The sequence below is a fragment of the Pseudomonas sp. GW822-FHT04C11 genome, assembly GCF_058800905.1.
This window is the reverse complement of sequence record NZ_JBXAMS010000020.1, coordinates 1-16,155: the sequence shown is the minus strand read 5'-3', so window position 1 is coordinate 16,155 and position 16,155 is coordinate 1. Positions and strand designations below refer to the sequence as shown.

The following is a 16,155-nucleotide window of genomic DNA, read 5'->3' as shown; positions in this document are numbered from 1 at the left end:
TCCCCAGATATACCCAGTCGACAGGTTTTGGGCCTGCTTCGCAGTCCATCGGGGGCAAGCCCACTCACCACAATGGATCTTCAATGTCCTGTGGCGCTTTGCCGCACTTTTGCCTGTCGGGGCCCTCGCTTGGTTATACTCGACGCGATCCGCCTGGAGCGCTCATCAGGAGAGCTCATGCTCGCCCCCGTACAACTGCTTTCCGCGACTCGCCAGAACCTCTGGCGACTGACGTTCATCCGCACCCTGGTGCTGGCCGCTCAGGCCGGTTCGGTGGGGCTCGCCTACTGGTTCAACCTGTTGCCGCTGCCGTGGTTTCAACTGGCGGCGACCCTCGGTTGCTCGATGCTGTTGTGTGCCTTTACCGCGATCCGCTTGCGCACTTCGTGGCCGGTCACCGAGCTCGAATACGCCGTGCAACTGGCCTGCGACCTATTTATCCACAGTGCGCTGCTGTATTTCTCCGGTGGTTCGACCAACCCGTTCGTTTCCTATTACCTGGTGCCGCTGACCATCGCCGCCGTGACGCTGCCGTGGCGTTATTCGGTGATTCTCTCGGGCATCGCGCTGGCGATGTACACCTTGTTACTGGCGCAGTTTTACCCGCTGGAAACATTCCCGATGTACCGGGAAAAGATGCAGATCTACGGCATGTGGCTGAGTTTTGCCTTGGCCGCTGCGGTGATTACCTTCTTTGCTGCGCGGATGGCCGAAGAGTTGCGCCGCCAGGAAGAACTGCGGGCGATTCGCCGGGAAGAAGGTCTGCGCGATCAACAATTGCTGGCCGTGGCGACCCAGGCCGCTGGCGCCGCTCACGAATTGGGCACGCCGCTGGCGACCATGAGCGTGCTGCTCAAGGAAATGCAGCAGGATCATCACGACCCGTTGCTGCAAGATGACTTGAGGGTGCTTCAGGATCAGGTGAAGCTGTGTAAGGAGACTTTGCAACAGCTGGTTCGCGCCGCCGAAGCCAATCGTCGGCTGGCGGTGGAGGTGCAGGGCGTCAGCGTCTGGCTCGATGAAGCGCTTAACCGCTGGCACCTGATGCGTCCCGAAGCAACCTACCGCTTGCGGCGCCTGGGACTTGGCGATGAGCCGCGTCTGGCGCCGCCGCCAGACTTGACCCAAGCCTTGCTGAACTTACTGAACAACGCCGCCGATGCCTGCCCCGAAGGGCTGGAAGTGACGCTGAACTGGGATTCCGTCGAGCTGACCATCAGTATTCGCGACCATGGCGCCGGTGTGCCGCTGGCGATTGCCGAACAGATCGGCAAACCGTTTTTTACCACCAAGGGCAAAGGTTTCGGCCTGGGCCTGTTTTTGAGCAAGGCCAGCGTGACACGCGCTGGCGGCTCAGTGAAACTCTACAGTCATGAGGAAGGCGGTACGCTCACCGAGCTGCGCCTGCCCCGTGTCGCCCGAGGAGACGAACATGAGTGACGAGATCCAAGTCGAAGGCGAAGAGCTGCCGCATTTGTTGCTGGTAGACGACGACGCAACATTCACCCGTGTCATGGCCCGCGCCATGAGCCGCCGTGGCTTTCGGGTCAGCACCGCAGGCTCTGCCGAAGAAGGCCTGACCATCGCTCAGGCCGATCTGCCTGATTTTGCCGCGCTGGACCTGAAAATGGATGGCGATTCGGGCCTGGTGCTGCTGCCCAAGCTGCTCGAACTCGACCCGGAAATGCGCGTGGTGATCCTCACCGGTTACTCGAGCATTGCTACTGCCGTCGAGGCGATCAAACGCGGTGCCTGCAACTACCTGTGCAAACCGGCCGACGCCGATGACGTGCTGGCCGCTTTGCTCTCAGAACACGCCGACCTTGATACCCTGGTGCCGGAAAACCCGATGTCGGTGGACCGCCTGCAATGGGAGCACATCCAGCGCGTGCTGACCGAGCATGAAGGCAACATCTCCGCCACTGCCCGCGCCCTGGGCATGCACCGGCGCACCCTGCAGCGCAAACTGCAGAAGCGTCCCGTTCGTCGCTGAACCGGCGCTGAACGGTTATCGCCAGGCCTCGCGACAACCCGAGCCGATCATCTATGATCGGCTCGTGCCTGTTCTTTTCTTTATCGAGTCTGAACCATGAATCAGAACGCTGAATATTCCGCGGTCAACGACAGTGTGCGCGGGCAGTTTTTTCGCCGTATCTGGCAGATGATCACGCCGTACTGGCGCAGTGAAGAGAAGGGTACGGCCTGGGCACTGCTGATCGCGGTGATCGTGCTGTCGCTGATCAGCGTGGGGATCTCGGTGTGGTTCAACACCTGGTACAAGGACTTCTACAACGCCCTGCAAAAGAAGGACGAAGCGGCGTTCTGGCAGTTGATTCTGTATTTCAGCGCAATTGCCGCGGTGGCGATTGTCGGTGCGGTGTACCGGCTTTACCTGACCCAGATGCTGACCATTCGCTGGCGGGCCTGGCTCACCGAGAAGCACTTCGCCCGTTGGCTCGGCGACAAGAATTATTACCAGCTGGAGCAGGGCGGTTACACCGATAACCCGGACCAGCGGATTTCCGAAGACCTTAACAACTTCACGTCGAACACCCTGGCTTTGGGGCTGGGCCTGATCCGCAATGTCGTCAACCTGGTATCGTTCTCGATCATCCTGTGGGGCGTGTCGGGCAGTATCGAGGTGTTTGGCTTTACCATTCCTGGCTACATGTTCTGGTGCGTGCTGGTCTATGCGGCGGTTGGCAGCTGGCTGACGCATTTGATCGGTCGCCGCTTGATCGGTCTGAATAACCAACAACAACGCTTCGAAGCCGACCTGCGTTTTTCCATGGTCCGGGTGCGTGAAAACGCCGAGAGTATCGCCCTGTACAACGGCGAACCGAACGAACATCAGCGCTTGAGCACACGGTTTGGCAGGGTCTGGCACAACTTCTGGGACATCATGAAAGTGTCCAAGCGCCTGACCTTCTTTACCTCCGGCTACAGCCAGATCGCGATTATCTTCCCGTTCATGGTCGCCGCGCCGCGCTACTTTGCCGGCAAGATCGAACTCGGTGAACTGATGCAAATCAGTTCGGCCTTCGGCAACGTGCAGGAGAGTTTCAGCTGGTTCATCAGTGCATACCAGGAACTCGCCTCGTGGCGCGCCACCTGCGACCGTTTGCTGAGTTTCCGTCAGGCCATGAGCGAAAACGAAGAGCGCCAGCCGGCCATCGACGTGCAGAATCAGGGCTCGGAACTGAAAATCCACAACCTGGGGCTGGACCTGGCCGACGGTCGTCACTTGCTGACCAATGCCGACATGACGGTAGAGGCGGGCGAGCGCGTCATGCTCAGCGGTCGTTCCGGCAGTGGCAAATCCACCTTGCTGCGGGCGATGGGGCACCTTTGGCCTGCAGGCCACGGCAATATCCGACTGCCGGCTGCGCGCTATCTGTTCCTCCCGCAAAAGCCGTATCTGCCGATTGGCAGCCTGCGTGACGCCCTGAGTTATCCACAGGCCGGCGACACCTACACGCACGAGCACTACGCGCGTGTGCTGGAAACCTGCCGTTTGCCGCATCTGGTTTCCCGTCTCGACGAAGCCAATCACTGGCAGCGAATGCTCTCACCGGGTGAGCAGCAACGTCTGGCGTTTGCCCGAGCGCTGCTCTACGCGCCGCAATGGCTGTACATGGATGAAGCGACTTCGGCGATGGACGAAGAAGATGAAGCGTCGCTGTATCAGGCACTGATCGATCACTTGCCAGGCCTGAGCATCGTCAGCGTCGGCCATCGCAGCAGCCTGAAACGTTTCCATCCACGGCATGTGCGGATCGACAGCGGGCATCTGCTGGAGCAGACCGTTACCGCGTAAGTGTAGGAGCAAGGCTTGCCCGCGATGGTCTTGATGCGGTCTCTCTGATAAACCGCATCATCGTTCATCGCGGGCAAGCCTTGCTTCTACGGGGCGAAGTTCACCGGCAGTGATCGTACAACTGCGCTGCGCTATGATGCGTTCACCACCGTTTGCCTGAGACTGATGTTCACCATGGAAAACCCGATCGACGCCCCCCGTCTTCCGCGCAAGCGCCGCAGCCTCGCGCAGGAATTGGTTACGGTGCTGTCCGAGCAGATTCGCGACGGCATGCTCAAGCGTGGCGACAAGTTGCCCACCGAGTCGGCGATCATGGAGGCCCATGGCGTCAGCCGCACCGTGGTGCGTGAAGCGATATCGCGTTTGCAGGCGGCGGGGCAGGTTGAAACCCGTCATGGCATCGGCACGTTTGTGCTCGACACGCCGAGCCCAAGCGGCTTTCGCATCGATCCGGCGACCGTGGTGACGTTGCGCGATGTGCTGGCGATCCTGGAGTTGCGCATAAGCCTGGAAGTGGAGTCCGCAGGTTTGGCCGCGCAACGCCGCAGCCCCGAACAGTTGGCCTTGATGCGCGCAGCTCTGGATGCCCTCAACGAAAGCGCGGCCCACGCCGGCGATGCGGTGGCATCGGACTTCCAGTTCCATTTGCAGATTGCCCTGGCCACCGGCAACCGCTACTTCACCGACATCATGACCCACCTGGGCACCAGCATCATTCCGCGTACCCGGCTCAATTCTGCGCGGCTGGCCCACGATGACCAGCAGCACTACATGAATCGCCTGGCGCGTGAGCACGAAGAAATCTACGACGCCATCGCCCGCCAGGATTCGGACGCGGCCCGAGCGGCCATGCGCCTACACCTGACCAACAGCCGCGAACGACTGCGCCATGCCCATGAAGAGGCAGAAGCGCAGCGCTGAGGCGGGACGGGTTATTTTTCGACTTTGATGGTCAAGACTGGGGATACGACCACATTGCCGGGCTGATCTTCGACGCTGTAATGAAGTTTTGCCGTGGCGTCGGGGAACAGGTTCTTTTCAAACACGTGCTTCGGAATTGCGAAAGTGATGGGTTTGCTTGAATCAGTTACGACGTGCCGCTCACTACTCCATGCATTGCTATGAGATGGCTGAACCTTAAACGTGACGATTGCGCCTACCTTCATGCCGGTGTTCGGCGGAACCACGCCATGGGCTGCGTCTTTTAGTTTGTGGACGTAAAGAATATCGTCGACCGCTTCTTCAAGGGTGGGAGCGGGCAGAACCTTCTGCTGTGCAGTCATGATCAAAATCCCTTTAGCGATATTTCAAACCGTTTGATAAGCGCCGCTTTGAACGCTGTGCTGAAGGAGCCGGTCTGTTAACTCCGGAGCTATTTAGGTCACAGCCGCTCAAGTCCGCCTACTGTCAGAAATTACAGGTTCGACGAGTGGTCGGTCTTCAGAGGTCCAGCTGCAAGAAGGGTGTCGTCCGGCAGACTGCATTCACGAGCAAACGAACGTCGCCCGGCCCTTCTCACACTGGATTGAAGTCGTACTCAGATGCTGTGTACGACAACGATCAAATATGGGAAGGGCCGGGCGACGTTCGCTGCTTGCGAAAGGGCCGGCAGCCATCTCGCTATAACTTCAGCCAGTCTTGAGGATCGAACGATCCACCCTCACCGCCAGTGTCCCGGCTCCGGGCTTGGCATCAAACGCCACGTGGCCCTTGTCATCCACAGTCGCCCGGGCAACCGGCACGCCATTGGCCAGCAGTTCCAGCGGTGCGCCGTTGAGGGATTGGCCCGAGGCCAGTTCGAGTGTCAGGTTGATAGTCATCGGTGATTTCCTTATCAGGCGTTACGGTCAATGAAGGTGCTGGTGTGCGCGTCGATCGAGCCGATCAGCTCGGGTGAGCCGCCGCGAAACTGGCGGAAAATGTTGCGTGAGGCGCCGTTGCCCGGCACGTTCAGCGTTGGCTGAAAGCGTTCGCTCAACTCCGCGTAATTCGACCAAGGGCCGATGTAGGACTCATTCAAGCCGTTGGTGTAGCTGAAGGCGTAACGCACGGCATTGCCTGGCAACCAGTTGGGTTCGCCGGGCGTTTGGCTCTGCCAGCCGTCAGCCTGGATCGTCGGCGCTGTGGCTGGGGATTCCAGGTAGCCGGCCGGTTTGTTCGGTGTGTAGTCCTTGAGCAGCAAGTAGGTGCTCCAGCCCCACCAGTTGTCGATCTTGCTGCTGTCGTTGAGGTTGTTGACGTCGCTGCGACGCAGCACCTTGTTGCCATCCAGAACAAATAACCCGGAGAAGTTGCCCGCCGGTTTTTTCACGGCGTTGAGGTCAGGCAGATACTTCAGCGCAACGTAGCTGGAAGGCGCGGGCAGTGAACCGCTGAGGAAGGTCCCGAAGACTTCGTCGGCCGAGCGCTGAACCGCGAGTTTGACCTGTTTGCGGTTGGCGCTGTCGACCGAGTCGAAGTAGCGTTTGTCGCCGTAGGCATGCCACTGATCACCGTTGGCGTTGTTCACGTTGAGGCCGTATTTGCTGTCTTCGTCGTGCATGAAACGGGTGATCAGCGAACCCAGATCACTCGGCGTAACCGCTGCTGCCAGTTGTCTGCGCGGGATTCGCAGATGGCCGGCAGAGAACAGGTCGGTCAGGTAATGGTCGGCAAATGCGTTCATTGCGTAGGCCAGTTCCAACTGCTTTTCATCGCCACTGTTGTGGGCCAGAACGGCCTGTTGCAGGGCGGCGGTGTGCCCGGCGATGTACGCCAGCAACGCCCATTCACCGAAGTGGTCGGCGTTGTTCGCCGCCAGTTTCAGATAGCGCCCCAAGGGGAACAGTGCTGAAACGAAACTGCCGCCGCCGGTGATTTTGTTCCACTCTTCGGACAACGTATCACCGAGTGCGTCGTAGGCCTCGTGGGGTTGTTTGCCGTCCCTGATCGCCTGATTGGCGGCAGCGATTTCCTTCTGCATCACGCCGAGAATCAACCCGGCTTCTGCTCGTGACGCCGGCAGTACGGCCAGTGAGTTGAACGCGGCAGTAAAACGCTGGATGCGATCAACCGGGGTCGCGCCATCGCAGATTGGCTGGTCGGGAATGCCGTAGAAATCACCGCCTAGCGAAACGATTTGGCCGTAGCTCAGTGCCAGTCCATTGGGCAGGTGCAATGGCACTTGCCAGGCCGCAATGGCCGGTGCGTCCTTGACGAAGCGCAGCAGGGTGGCATCGCCGATGGCGGTGTGTTCGCCGCCTTCGAAGCGAGGTGCAGGCTCGGTGTTCAGCGATTTTCCAGCCAGACCTGGTGTGTGATGTTTGGGGCTGTGTTGACTGTGAGTCAGCAGTATCAGGTGATCGCCGTCACCGGAAATGGCAATGCCACGTTCGCTGAACAGCTGATCCAGATCGGCAATGATCCGGTCGTCATGATTGAGGTTTTCCTGCGATTGGGTGTGTAGACCTGACATTTCTAGCTCCTTGATATGTCGTAGGTTGCGTCTCTAATAGCTGTATGTATATACAGTTGTTGTCGAGCATAGCTGCAAAATCTCCTACGTCAAGGAAGTGCTTTTTCTTACCCGGATTTTCCATCTGGCGATGAAATGCAGTTGACGGTCGTATTTTAAGTTGTACGATGACTTACAACTTCGGCGAGAGCTGAGCAGGTTTTCTCATCACAACGTGCGTCCAGGGTGTTCGAATAATGAATCCACAAGAACTGAAGTCCATCCTCTCCTCCGGTTTGCTGTCCTTCCCGGTTACCGATTTCAATGCTCAGGGCGATTTCCATCGCGCGGGCTATATCAAACGTCTCGAATGGCTGGCCCCATACGGCGCTTCGGCCTTGTTCGCCGCAGGCGGCACCGGTGAGTTCTTCTCCCTGGCGGCCAGCGAATATTCCGATGTGATCAAGACGGCTGTAGACACCTGCGCCAGCAGCGTGCCGATTCTGGCCGGTGTCGGTGGTTCTACCCGTCAGGCCATCGAATACGCTCAAGAAGCCGAGCGCCTGGGCGCCAAAGGCTTGCTGCTGCTGCCGCACTACTTGACTGAAGCCAGTCAGGACGGCGTTGCCGCTCACGTTGAAGCCGTGTGCAAATCGGTCAAGATCGGTGTAATCGTCTACAACCGTAACGTCTGCCGCCTGACCGCGCCGCTGCTGGAACGCCTGGCTGAACGCTGCCCGAACCTGATCGGCTACAAGGATGGTCTGGGTGATATCGAGTTGATGGTGTCGATCCGTCGCCGTCTCGGTGATCGCTTCAGCTACCTGGGTGGTCTGCCGACTGCCGAAGTCTATGCCGCGGCTTATAAGGCGCTGGGCGTTCCGGTCTATTCCTCGGCGGTGTTCAACTTCCTGCCGAAAATGGCGATGGATTTCTACCACGCCATCGCCCGCGACGATCACGCTACCGTCGGCAAACTGATCGATGACTTCTTCCTGCCTTACCTGGACATCCGTAACCGCAAGGCCGGTTACGCGGTGAGCATCGTCAAAGCGGGCGCGAAAATCGCCGGCTACGATGCCGGTCCCGTACGTACCCCGCTGACTGACCTGACGCCGGAAGAGTTCGAAATGCTCGCGGCGTTGATGGACAAGCAAGGCGCGCAATAACCCGCTGAATCAACCAGGGCCGCTGAGCAATCGGCGGCTTTTTGTGTAAGAACTTCTGTTAAGGGGAAAGCGCTGTGGCAGACGTAAAACGATTCGACAACTTCATTGGCGGCCAATGGGTCGCGGGTGCCGAGTACTCGACCAATATCAACCCGTCCGAGTTGACCGATGTCATTGGCGAATACGCCAAGGCTGACCTGGCTCAGGTGAACGCCGCCATCGACGCCGCTCGTGCTGCATTCCCGGCCTGGTCGATCTCTGGCATTCAGGCCCGTAGCGATGCGCTGGATAAAGTCGGCAGCGAAATCCTCGCGCGTCGCGAAGAACTCGGCACCTTGCTGGCGCGGGAGGAGGGCAAGACCCTGCCCGAAGCCATCGGCGAGGTGTCTCGTGCCGGCAACATCTTCAAGTTCTTTGCGGGTGAGTGCCTGCGCTTGTCCGGCGATTACCTGCCGTCGGTGCGTCCTGGCGTCAACGTCGAAGTCACCCGCGAAGCCCTTGGCGTGGTGGGTTTGATCACGCCGTGGAACTTCCCGATTGCGATCCCGGCGTGGAAAATCGCCCCGGCCTTGGCCTACGGCAACTGCGTGGTGCTCAAGCCGGCAGAACTGGTGCCCGGTTGCGCCTGGGCGCTGGCTGAAATCATTTCCCGTGCCGGTTTCCCGGTCGGGGTGTTCAACCTGGTGATGGGCAGCGGTCGAGTGATTGGCGATGCCATGGTCAACAGCCCGAGAGTCGATGGCATCAGCTTCACCGGCTCGGTGGGCGTAGGCCGGCAGATCGCGGTCAACTGTGTGTCGCGTCAGGCCAAGGTGCAGTTGGAAATGGGCGGCAAGAACCCGCAGATCATTCTCGACGATGCCGACCTCAAGCAAGCTGTCGAACTGTCGGTGCAGAGCGCGTTTTATTCCACTGGCCAGCGTTGCACGGCCTCGAGCCGCTTGATCGTCACCGCCGGGATTCACGACAAATTCGTCGAGGCCATGGCTGAGCGGATGAGGTCGATCAAGGTCGGGCATGCCTTGAAGAGCGGCACCGATATCGGCCCGGTGGTCTCGCAAGCACAACTGGAACAGGACTTGAAGTACATCGACATTGGCCAGTCCGAAGGTGCGCGACTGGTCAGCGGTGGTGGCCTGGTGACCTGTGACACCGAAGGCTATTACCTGGCGCCAACGCTGTTTGCCGACAGTGAGGCGGCGATGCGTATCAGCCGCGAAGAGATCTTCGGCCCGGTGGCGAACATCGTTCGGGTGGCCGATTACGACGCGGCGCTGGCGATGGCCAACGACACCGAGTTCGGTTTGTCGGCGGGTATCGCCACCACCTCGTTGAAGTATGCCAACCACTTCAAGCGCCACTCCCAGGCCGGGATGGTGATGGTCAATCTGCCGACTGCCGGCGTGGATTACCACGTGCCTTTTGGTGGCCGAAAAGGTTCATCCTATGGATCGCGGGAGCAAGGTCGCTACGCGCAGGAGTTCTACACCGTGGTGAAGACTTCCTATATCGGTTCGTAACACGCAACACCGCTCTCTGTGGAAGCGAGCTTGCTCGCTCCCACAGAAAGCAAAAAACAAAACGATTACCCGCAAAAAAAATAATTAGTGGGAGTACATCTACATGCAAGCGACCAAGCCGACCCACGTCCGCTATTTAATCCTGCTCATGCTGTTTCTGGTGACCACGATCAACTACGCCGACCGTGCCACCATCGCCATTGCCGGCTCCAGCCTGCAAAAAGACCTGGGCATCGACGCCGTCACCCTCGGCTACATATTCTCTGCATTCGGTTGGGCCTACGTCGCCGGTCAGATCCCCGGCGGCTGGCTGCTCGACCGCTTCGGTTCGAAAAAAGTCTATGCGCTGAGCATCTTCACCTGGTCGCTGTTCACCGTGCTGCAAGGCTATGTCGGTGAGTTTGGTGTCTCCACCGCCATCGTCGCGCTGTTCATGTTGCGCTTTCTGGTGGGCCTGGCCGAAGCGCCATCCTTCCCCGGTAATGCACGCATCGTTGCGGCCTGGTTTCCAACCGCCGAACGCGGGACCGCCTCGGCGATCTTCAACTCCGCGCAATACTTCGCCACGGTGATCTTCGCGCCGCTGATGGGCTGGATCGTCTACAGCTTTGGCTGGCAGCACGTGTTTATGGTGATGGGCGGGATCGGCATCGTGTTCTCGCTGATCTGGTTGAAAATTATCCACAGCCCGCGCCAGCACCCGATGATCAATGACGCCGAGTTCAAACACATCGCCGACAACGGCGGCCTGGTCGACATGGATCAGGACCGGGGCAAGCGCAGCGACGGGCCGAAGTGGGATTACGTGCGCCAACTGCTGAGCAACCGCATGATGCTTGGCGTGTACCTGGGCCAGTACTGCATCAATGGCATCACCTATTTCTTCCTGACCTGGTTCCCGGTGTACCTGGTGCAGGAGCGCGGCATGACCATTCTCAAAGCCGGTTTCATTGCCTCACTGCCGGCGATCTGCGGGTTTATCGGTGGGGTGCTGGGCGGACTCATTTCCGACTATCTGCTGCGCAAGGGCCACTCGCTGACCTTCGCCCGCAAGGCGCCGATCATCGGTGGGCTGTTGCTGTCGACCAGCATTGTGGCCTGCAACTACGTGAACATTGAGTGGATCGTCGTGGGCTTCATGGCCCTGGCCTTCTTCGGCAAAGGTGTGGGCGCATTGGGTTGGGCGGTGGTTTCCGATACCTCGCCAAAACAGATCGCAGGCTTGAGTGGCGGGCTGTTCAACATGTTCGGCAATATCGCGTCGATCACTACACCGATCGTGATTGGCTACATCATCAGTACCACCGGCTCCTTCAAATGGGCGCTGGTGTTTGTCGGCTGCAACGCGCTGGTCGCGGTGTTCAGCTATCTGGTGATCGTCGGCCCGATCAAGCGCGTGGTACTCAAAGAGCCACCCGCCAATGGCTCCCAACTGACTAACAAATTGTCTCAAGCGCATTCCTGAGGAGCGGCGTCATGCAGTTGATTGAACATTCCGACTCGCCGCGCTACATCCGGCTGCACGAGCGCGACAACGTGGTGATCGTGGTCAATGACCAGGGCGTACCGGCCGGCACTGAATTCCCGGACGGCTTGGTGACCGTGGAGTTCGTGCCGCAGAGCCACAAGGTGACGCTGGAGGATATCCCCGAGGGCGGCCAGGTGATCCGTTACGGCCAGACCATCGGTTACGCCTTGCAGCCGATCCCGCGTGGCAGTTGGGTCAAGGAAGATCAACTGCGCATGCCCACCGCACCGCCGCTGGACAGCCTGCCGCTGTCCACCGAGGTGCCGGCCGCACAAGCGCCGCTGGAAGGCTTCACCTTCGAGGGTTATCGCAATGCTGACGGCACCGTCGGTACGCGCAACATTCTCGGGATCACCACTACCGTGCAATGCGTCACCGGGGTGCTCGACCATGCGGTCAAGCGCATCAAGGACGAGTTGCTGCCCAAGTACCCGCACGTCGATGATGTGATCGCATTGACCCATAGTTACGGCTGCGGCGTGGCGATTACCGCCACCGACGCCTACATCCCGATTCGCACCGTGCGCAACCTGGCACGCAACCCGAACCTGGGCGGCGAAGCGTTGGTGATCAGTCTGGGCTGCGAGAAGTTGCAGGCCGGGCAGGTGATGCACGAGAACGACAGCTCGGTGGACCTCAGCGAGCCGTGGTTGTATCGCTTGCAGGACTCCAGTCACGGTTTTGGCGAGATGATCGAGCAGATCATGGCGCTGGCCGAAGTCCGTCTGAAGAAACTCGACCTGCGTCGCCGCGAAACCGTACCGGCGTCCGAGTTGATCCTCGGCATGCAGTGCGGTGGCAGTGATGCGTTTTCCGGGATCACCGCCAACCCGGCGCTGGGTTATGCCTCGGACTTGTTGCTAAGGGCCGGGGCGACGGTGATGTTTTCCGAAGTCACTGAAGTGCGCGACGCGATCTATCTGCTGACTTCGCGGGCAGAAACCAAGGAAGTCGCACAAGAGCTGGTGCGCGAAATGGACTGGTACGACCGTTACCTGGCCAAGGGCGAAGCGGATCGCAGCGCCAACACCACGCCGGGTAACAAGAAGGGCGGGTTGTCGAACATTGTCGAGAAATCCCTGGGCTCGATCGTCAAATCCGGCAACAGCGCGATCAACGGCGTGCTCGGCCCGGGCGAACGGTTCAAGCGCAAAGGGCTGATTTTCTGCGCAACCCCAGCCAGTGATTTTGTCTGCGGCACCTTGCAACTGGCGGCCGGGATGAACCTGCACGTGTTCACCACCGGGCGCGGCACGCCTTATGGCCTGGCGATGGCGCCGGTGGTCAAGGTCTCGACCCGAACCGAGCTGGCCCAGCGTTGGCCGGATCTGATCGACATTGATGCGGGGCGGATTGCCACGGGGCGCGCATCCATCGAGGAATTGGGCTGGGAGTTGTTCCACTTCTATCTGGACGTGGCCAGTGGCAGGAAGCAGACCTGGGCGGAGCAGCACAAACTGCACAACGACATTACCTTGTTCAACCCGGCGCCCATCACCTGAGACCGAGTCACCTCAATCGCGGGCAAGCCTTGCTCCTACAAGTTTTGTAGCGTCGTTTTGTGCCCGGCAAAAATATTGTAGGAGCAAGGCTTGCCCGCGATGGCGGTCTACCAGACGCCAGCGTCTTCAGTGGCTTATCATTAGCCCCCTAACGACGCCCCTCAAGGTTCACCCGGCATGCTGGCAATCTTTCTCGAAACGCTGACCATCACCGCGCCAGTCTTTGCCATGTTGTTTTTGGGCGTTCTGCTCAAGCGCATCAACTGGATCAACGACGACTTTATCCACACCGCCTCGGCATTGGTGTTCAACGTCACCATGCCGGCACTGCTGTTTCTCGGGATTGTGCACGCCGACCTGCACGCGGCCTTGAAGCCGGCGCTGCTGATCTATTTCGCCCTGGCGACCCTGGCGTGTTTCGCCATTGCCTGGGGCTGGGCGATCTGGCGTTGCCCGCGCGAGGATCGCGGGATCTACACCCAGGGTGCGTTTCGCGGCAATAACGGAGTCATCGGCCTGGCGCTGGCGGCGAGCATGTACGGCGACTACGGAATTTCCCTCGGGGCGATTCTTGCCGCGCTGGTGATCCTGTTTTACAACACGCTGTCGACCATCGTGCTGGCGGTGTACAGCCCGGTGATCAAGTCCGATCCCTGGAGCATCTGCAAAAGCGTGCTCAGCAATCCGCTGATCATCAGTGTGATATCCGCTGCACCGTTCGCCTATTTCAAAATCGGCTTGCCTGGCTGGCTGGAAACGTCCGGCAACTACCTGGCGCAGATGACCTTGCCGCTGGCGTTGATCTGCATTGGCGGCACGCTGTCGCTGGCGGCGTTGCGCAAGAGCGGTGACCTGGCGTTGAGTTCAAGTCTGGTGAAGATGATCGGCTTGCCGATTTTGGCCACGCTGGGGGCCTGGCTCTGGGGTTTTCGTGGTCCCGAGTTGGGGATTTTGTTCCTGTACTTCGGCAGTCCGACGGCCGCCGCCAGTTTTGTCATGGCCCGGGCGGCCAATGGCAACCATGAACTGGCGGCGGCGATCATCGTCATCACCACGTTGATGGCGGCGGTCACCACCAACCTCGGGATCTTTGTGTTGCAGTGGGGCGGGTGGATTTAGCCGATAGATCCTTATTGCCCTTCAGGCCCAATCGCGGGCAAGCCTTGCTCCTACGGGATGTGAACTCTGTAGGAGCGGGGGGACGCCTAGTTCTTGCCCGCGATGGCGATCTCCGACTATTTATTCCGATTGCTGATACGCGTCGATCACTTCCTGCGCTGCCCGAAACGCTTCCATCGCTGCTGGCACGCCGGCGTAGACCGCGCAGTGCATCAGCGTTTCGCGGATCTCGTCGACCGTGCAGCCGTTGTTCAGCGCGCCACGCACGTGGCCTTTGAGTTCTTGCGGGCACTTGAGTGAGGTCAGGGCCGCGAGGGTGATCAGGCTGCGGGTCTTCAATTCCAGACCACCGCGGTTCCATACCGCGCCCCAGGCGTGTTCGTTGACGAACTCCTGAAACGGTCGGGTCAGCTCGGTGGCATTGTCCATGGAACGGTCGACGAAGGCGTCGCCCATGACCTGGCGCCGTACTTCAATGCCGGTCGGTTGGCTGGAGCCGGGTTTGTCGGTCATGGCGATTCCCTCTTGTGGTGTTGGCGGTGCCAGGCGCGCAGTGACGTAAACAGCGAAAACGCCACCAGCGCCGGCAGGACGAAAAACAGCATCAGGTGTTCAAGCTTGCCGGCCAGTGGCATGCCCGTGGTAAACGACACGACATGCAGTCCATACGCCAGGTACAAGGCCAGAAACAGCAGGCCTTCGGCGCGGGTGATTCGATAGCCTGAATAGAACATAGGTAAACACAGCACGCTGACCGCCAGCAGCACCGGCAAGTCGAAGTCCAGTGCGTTGGGCGAGACCGACAGCGGCGTCGGCGCGACCAGGGCGGTGACGCCCAGCACGCCCAGCAGGTTGAACAGATTGCTGCCGATCACGTTGCCCACTGCGATGTCGCGCTGACCACGCAGGGCGGCGATCAGCGAGGTGGCCAGTTCCGGCAGCGACGTGCTGACGGCAATGATGGTCAAACCGATAATGCGTTCTGACAGGCCGAGGTCGGTCGCCACCTCGACCGCTGCGCTGAGCAACAGATGCCCGGCAAACACCAGCAACGCCAGCCCCGAGAGCATCAGCAACAGGCTGCTCAACCACGGCGCGCCGGATGCGTTGTTGCTGTCTGCCGGAGTGGTGTGCGGGCGCACCGAGTGCCGTGACTGATGCAGCAACAACCCGAGGTACAGCACCAGCGCGGCTAACAGAATCGTGCCGTCGAGCGGTGTCAGTCGTTCATTCCAGGCAAGAGCGAACACCAGCAGGCTGGCGCCGATCATCACCGGGATATCCAGGCGCACCAATTGCCGGGAGACCCGCAACGGGATGATCAGCGCCGAGAGTCCGAGGGTGACCAGGATGTTGAAGATGTTGCTGCCAATCACGCTACCGACGGCGATGTCGGTGTTTTGCATCAGCGTCGCTTGCAGGCTGATTGCCATTTGCGGTGCGCTGCTGCCCAGGGCTACGACGCTCAGGCCGATGATCAGCGGTCGCACCTTCAAGCGTGCGGCCAGGCGCACGGCGGCGCGGACCAGTAACTCGGCGCCGGCGATCAGCAGTACCAGGCCACTGAACAGTTGCAGCACGCTGAGCAGTGGTAAATCGGCAAGTCCGAAAATGGCCTGGGCTCCGTCTGTCAGTTGTCGAGGGATTGCACGCGAACTTGCGCAGTGCCACTACCCAGCATGCCCAACCGCTGGGCCGCTTCGCGAGACAGATCGATCAGGCGCCCACGGGTGTGTGGTCCGCGATCGTTGATACGTACGACACAAGATTTATCGTTGTTGAGGTTAGTGACCTTCACCCGGGTGCCAAAGGGTAATTGGCGATGGGCAGCGGTCAGGGAATTGGCGTTGAAACGCTCGCCACTGGCGGTGCGTTTACCCTGGTGTTTGGCGCCGTAGTACGAGGCCACGCCGGTCTTGTCGTAGCCGTGTGGATCGATGACATCCGTGCTGGCGCAACCGGCCAGCAGAGAGAGCAGGGCGCACGCGCCAAGTAGACGTTTCATAAACGGTGTCCCCAAAACAAATGTGGGAGCAGGCTTGTTGTGGCGAGGGGGCAAGCCCCCTC

General features: G+C 59.9%; 15 protein-coding genes. 9 read left to right on the top strand and 6 right to left on the bottom strand.

Translation table 11 applies throughout. The annotated features are described in order from the left end of the window. Positions 1-177 precede the first annotated feature (177 nt). The 4 genes from AC1RJ3_RS25725 to AC1RJ3_RS25710 all read left to right on the top strand — a co-directional run bounded on the left by AC1RJ3_RS25725 (position 178) and on the right by AC1RJ3_RS25710 (position 4,738). The gene (locus AC1RJ3_RS25725) at positions 178-1,440 is read left to right on the top strand and encodes an ATP-binding protein (protein ID WP_347927996.1); all 1,263 of its coding nucleotides are present in this window, start codon (positions 178-180) and stop codon (positions 1,438-1,440) included. Next, on the top strand, positions 1,433-1,993 hold the full coding sequence (locus AC1RJ3_RS25720) for a response regulator transcription factor (protein WP_054594020.1): 561 nt from the start codon (positions 1,433-1,435) through the stop codon (positions 1,991-1,993). The genes AC1RJ3_RS25725 and AC1RJ3_RS25720 overlap by 8 nt, the downstream gene beginning before the upstream one ends. A gap of 96 nt (positions 1,994-2,089) precedes the next feature. Then, the gene (locus AC1RJ3_RS25715) at positions 2,090-3,817 is read left to right on the top strand and encodes an ABC transporter ATP-binding protein/permease (RefSeq protein ID WP_493081251.1); all 1,728 of its coding nucleotides are present in this window, start codon (positions 2,090-2,092) and stop codon (positions 3,815-3,817) included. A 174-nt stretch (positions 3,818-3,991) separates the two neighbouring features. Next, the gene (locus AC1RJ3_RS25710) at positions 3,992-4,738 is read left to right on the top strand and encodes a FadR/GntR family transcriptional regulator (protein ID WP_054598177.1); all 747 of its coding nucleotides are present in this window, start codon (positions 3,992-3,994) and stop codon (positions 4,736-4,738) included. A gap of 11 nt (positions 4,739-4,749) precedes the next feature. Here AC1RJ3_RS25710 and AC1RJ3_RS25705 read toward each other — a convergent pair whose 3' ends face one another. The 3 genes from AC1RJ3_RS25705 to AC1RJ3_RS25695 all read right to left on the bottom strand — a co-directional run bounded on the left by AC1RJ3_RS25705 (position 4,750) and on the right by AC1RJ3_RS25695 (position 7,271). Beyond that, positions 4,750-5,100, bottom strand: a complete 351-nt coding sequence (locus AC1RJ3_RS25705) for a hypothetical protein (protein WP_493081249.1) — start codon at positions 5,098-5,100, stop codon at positions 4,750-4,752. Positions 5,101-5,445: 345 nt separating this feature from the next. After that, entirely contained in the window at positions 5,446-5,637 is a 192-nt protein-coding gene (locus AC1RJ3_RS25700; protein WP_054594017.1) for a hypothetical protein, read from the bottom strand. 14 nt (positions 5,638-5,651) lie between these two features. After that, positions 5,652-7,271: a phospholipase gene (locus tag AC1RJ3_RS25695; protein ID WP_493081247.1), complete on the bottom strand. Its 1,620-nt coding sequence runs from the start codon at positions 7,269-7,271 to the stop codon at positions 5,652-5,654. Between the two features lie 236 nt (positions 7,272-7,507). On the opposite strand from AC1RJ3_RS25695, the gene kdgD reads away from it, so the two are divergent. The 5 genes from kdgD to AC1RJ3_RS25670 all read left to right on the top strand — a co-directional run bounded on the left by kdgD (position 7,508) and on the right by AC1RJ3_RS25670 (position 14,088). Beyond that, entirely contained in the window at positions 7,508-8,419 is a 912-nt protein-coding gene (kdgD, locus tag AC1RJ3_RS25690; RefSeq protein WP_216742395.1) for a 5-dehydro-4-deoxyglucarate dehydratase, read from the top strand. A gap of 74 nt (positions 8,420-8,493) precedes the next feature. Next, positions 8,494-9,939: an aldehyde dehydrogenase family protein gene (locus AC1RJ3_RS25685; RefSeq protein WP_493081245.1), complete on the top strand. Its 1,446-nt coding sequence runs from the start codon at positions 8,494-8,496 to the stop codon at positions 9,937-9,939. A gap of 103 nt (positions 9,940-10,042) precedes the next feature. Beyond that, positions 10,043-11,404, top strand: coding sequence for an MFS transporter (locus tag AC1RJ3_RS25680; protein ID WP_493081243.1), 1,362 nt, complete (start codon positions 10,043-10,045; stop codon positions 11,402-11,404). A gap of 11 nt (positions 11,405-11,415) precedes the next feature. Next, entirely contained in the window at positions 11,416-12,969 is a 1,554-nt protein-coding gene (gene garD, locus AC1RJ3_RS25675) for a galactarate dehydratase (RefSeq protein WP_493081241.1), read from the top strand. Positions 12,970-13,146: 177 nt separating this feature from the next. Beyond that, positions 13,147-14,088, top strand: a complete 942-nt coding sequence (locus AC1RJ3_RS25670) for an AEC family transporter (protein WP_103315772.1) — start codon at positions 13,147-13,149, stop codon at positions 14,086-14,088. Positions 14,089-14,208: 120 nt separating this feature from the next. Here AC1RJ3_RS25670 and AC1RJ3_RS25665 read toward each other — a convergent pair whose 3' ends face one another. The 3 genes from AC1RJ3_RS25665 to AC1RJ3_RS25655 are packed head-to-tail and all read right to left on the bottom strand — an operon-like array spanning position 14,209 to position 16,093. Then, positions 14,209-14,601 carry a carboxymuconolactone decarboxylase family protein gene (locus tag AC1RJ3_RS25665; protein WP_493081239.1) on the bottom strand — a complete coding sequence of 131 codons (393 nt, stop codon included), beginning with the start codon at positions 14,599-14,601 and terminating at the stop codon, positions 14,209-14,211. After that, positions 14,598-15,668, bottom strand: coding sequence for a calcium/sodium antiporter (locus AC1RJ3_RS25660; RefSeq protein ID WP_493081237.1), 1,071 nt, complete (start codon positions 15,666-15,668; stop codon positions 14,598-14,600). The genes AC1RJ3_RS25665 and AC1RJ3_RS25660 overlap by 4 nt, the downstream gene beginning before the upstream one ends. Before the next feature lie 50 nt (positions 15,669-15,718). After that, entirely contained in the window at positions 15,719-16,093 is a 375-nt protein-coding gene (locus AC1RJ3_RS25655) for a septal ring lytic transglycosylase RlpA family protein (RefSeq protein WP_103315770.1), read from the bottom strand. Positions 16,094-16,155 lie beyond the last annotated feature (62 nt).